The sequence below is a fragment of the Acutalibacter sp. 1XD8-36 genome (assembly GCF_009917525.1).
Classification (GTDB): Bacteria; Bacillota; Clostridia; order Oscillospirales; family Acutalibacteraceae; genus Acutalibacter.
This window is the reverse complement of sequence record NZ_QZDU01000033.1, coordinates 1-3,620: the sequence shown is the minus strand read 5'-3', so window position 1 is coordinate 3,620 and position 3,620 is coordinate 1. Positions and strand designations below refer to the sequence as shown.

The following is a 3,620-nucleotide window of genomic DNA, read 5'->3' as shown; positions in this document are numbered from 1 at the left end:
TCGGCGCGGGCGATTATCAGGGCGAAGTCCTGGCGGGCTATCTTGCCCTTGGGGTTGAACTTCCCTGCTGCTCCTGTGCCGGACATCAGGCCCATGTCTATGGCCTTCTTTACGTCCTCCAGGTGGCCCGAGTACACGTCGCTCAGGTCGTATTTGTCCGAGGGCTTGCCGTCATCCGGGCCGGGGCCGGGATTGTCGCTGCCGATAGTAACGGTCAGGGTGTACTCGGCCTTGGTGCCGTCCTCGGCGGTGACAACGATTGTCAGAGGATTCTCCACGTTGTAGGGCTGTCCGGCGCGGTATGCCTCGCCGTTGACCAGGACTGTGGACATGGGGGAGGTAACCAGGGTCAGGTTCTGAGCGGTCAGGTCGGACCCCTCGGGCAGCTGGACAGTGGTCTCGCTGCCTGTTACAGACACGGTGGTCTCGCCAACAGTGACGGAGGTCAGCTCGCACTTATTGCTGCGTACGCCGACTACCAGCTCAAGGCGGTAGTAGTTGGGAGCGGTCTGGTCCTCGTTATAGACGTTGATCTGAGCCTGCTGGCCCTTGATTTTGCCCCAAGCCTTGTTGTCGAAGGTTCCGCCCATCTCGGTAACCTGGATTTCCTCGCCGGTGAACTTGTCATAGATATACAGCTCGCCGTTCTTTACGAAGAAGGTGGTCTTGCCGGTGAGCCACTGGTCCCACTCGTTGGCCTGCACATTATAACCGTCAGTATCTGCGAGACTTGCCTTATTATTTGCAAGATCCTGGCCCTTGTCAATCACGACAGCGTTCTCGCTGTTTGCGAAGTTCAGCTGGAAGTCATACTTATCGCTGTCGCGATAGGTAGCCCAGTTGTAGGAGCCGGGCACGGTCACGGTGATGGTCTTGTAAGCGGTGTTATAATCCACCTTCACCTCGTCGTTGCCGGTGAAGCTTGTCAGCTCATCTCCGGTATTAGCAGTGCCGCGGTTTGCGGAAATTGTATACTTGTTGGTGCAGTTAGCTTCCAGGACAGCACGGGCTTCGTCTGCAGTAGCTGTGTTTGTTGTATCTGCAGCGTGGCTCCCGTTTTCCTTGTAAGTCTCGAGCTTCTTGCGGTCTTCGTCGGTCATGTCATACCAGTCGGCTTCGCTAATCACATAAATAGTATTCCGGTCATCATTCTTTGACAAATCAAAGTAGTCAGTCCGATTTACATTACTATCATACTGTGCGCCGCCTTCATAGGGCCAGCCAAAATCTTTGCCAACATTGCCCTGCTGATTTTGCTGAAGAGCCCCGGCAAGGATTGTGTCATGGGCCAAATCGCGCACACAAATTACAGCGCGCGGGTCACCATTAACGCCGTTTAGCACACGGAACACCTTTGCAGTCCCGCTGTTCAGAGTGATATCCTCAAAGTAGATATTGTTAGCTGCATCATAGGGTATATCCAGCTTGAGGGTGTTACCATCAACCGTCACGTCGAACTGATTCTCAGCATTGATAGCGCCGGTGTGAGCATCCCCTAGCTTCTCGCCTTCCTTCCAGCCGTAGACCAGGTCGTTGTCATAAGCAGTGGTGACCTTCGCGCCGGTAATGGCTCCCTTGGTATCGGGGTCTGCCTGGACCAGAGAAACGGTGTAGACTTCCTTGGAATCGCCATTGAAAACGGTCAAGTACAATGTGCGCGGGCTATAGGCGATACTTCCATTGGCGCCGTTTTCCCCATCAGTATTTCCTGATGTAAATGCGGCTATAAAGATTTTGCCAAAGGTTGTCACGCCATTTTCATACGGGTCGCCAAATGCACCATTTAGCTTATGTGCACTTAATTTTTTGCTGTCGTCAGCATCATTACCAGACCTGATGATTGCGCCATCACTGGCCTTTACCTGAAGCATCCATCCAGTAATACCGGGAGCTGCACTTTCGGCATAGAGACTATAGGGCAGCTGCAGCTTGATATTGTTTTCGGTATTTGGTACGCCAACAATTTCTGCACCTGTGGCGGGGTTCACAAGCTTGAACTCGGTGATATCGGTGTTGTAGTTACCGGCAGTAGCCACGTTCACAGTATAGATTGAGCTGGAATTGTTTTCTGCAGTTACACGGAGCTTAAAGGTGGAGGACTTCATGTTGATATTTGTAATCGTCCACTGGCTCTCGCCAGAACCAGGAGCTGTTGGAACAGATTCGTCGTCCTTATCGCCCTGGGCTTCCAGCTTAATCTTCGCGCCAGTAGAGATAATGGCCTTCACAGTTGACTTGGTATCATCCTTACCAATACTGGACCAGAAATCACGGTCAACCACCATATTGATGACCTTAGAGGTCTGGTCAATGTCGGTGGCGGTGGCCACATAGCTCTCTCTCTCGTCGTTGGTCAAGGTCAGCTCGGTCAGTTTAGACTCGGTGAACTTAGGGGCTTCCTTCACATGTACCTTAATGCGTGAGCCCTTGTCATTTGCTTTGGTTTTTACATTCAGATAGGTAATGCTATAGGCACTTCCAGCAGTATCATCAGCCCATTTCCAAGTAGCACGCTCGCTGGCGATAGGAACAATAGGCTGGCCCTCGGTGCGGTCGGTATTTGCAGTCCCTTCTGATGTAGACGGTTTGGTTTTATAAATTGCAGCATACTCTTCTTTACCGGGAATAGGCTGCCAGGGGCCTGCATAGGCAGTACCGCCTATATCCACAGCATCAGTGACCCAAGTCCAGCCTGGAACGCCCTCAACGCGCACCACGTTCTCAGTGGTCTCGAACTTCGGGGTCCAGCCTGCGGCCTTGCTGCCTGCATAGCCCTTCGGCACGGTGATTGTCAGGGTGGGGTCGGTCAGAGTGCCGCCATATACGGCCTCAACGCCGCCAACACTGAAGCTGGTGAACACATCCTCGTTCACAAAGTTCACATCGTAGCGCTTGCTGCGGCCGTCGCCTGCGGTAACTACTACCTGGGCTTTGCCGGTCGCAGTGCTATATGTGTACTTGGACTTTGCATGTACGGATGTGGGAACGAACACCTTCGTCGAATCGGCCTCAGAAAGTCCTCCATCGACGCCTAGTCCGACCTGTGCGGGAGAATAGCCATAGGGAACGGTGATGGTGATGGTGCTGCCCTCAACCTTGCCGCTGATGGCATTTTTCACTTTCCCGGAACCCTTCGCATTCTGCACGCGGACTACCTCGCGCAGGCTGGTATCGTCCTCGGGCACGTCATTGCGCACAGTGATAATCAGGTCATGGGAAACAGCCTCTGCAGTGCCGACCTTCTCCTTCAGAGTCAGCTTGAAGACGTCGTTGCCCAGGTCCTCGGCGGTGGTCTTCAGGTCCAGCGTATAGGGCAGCTGGAGCTCTGTGCCCGCCTTAGTTACCAGTGTGAGCACCGTGCCCTCTACCTCCGCCCAGTCCACAGTGACGGTCCGGCTGTCCTTCACCTCAACAGTGTAGGCTCCGTCCGCATAGGTGGCGGGGAAGGTATCGACAGTGACATGCAGGTCGCTGCCGGGGGTCTCCGGCTCAGAAGTATCGCCCTCTGCAGCCAGAGCGTTCATGGGGACCAAAGCGACGACCATAAGGATGGCCAGAAGAGCCGCAAGTGGTCTCTTAAGGAACTTGCTTTTGTTCATGATTTCAACCCTCTTAAATTT

1 protein-coding gene is annotated in these 3,620 nt (G+C 53.7%); it reads right to left on the bottom strand.

Annotation, left to right across the window (positions count from 1 at the left end; genetic code table 11):
• Positions 1-3,599 (bottom strand): hypothetical protein (locus tag D5270_RS16225; RefSeq protein WP_207709418.1); only part of this gene is annotated, 3,599 nt, incomplete at its 3' end.
• Positions 3,600-3,620 lie beyond the last annotated feature (21 nt).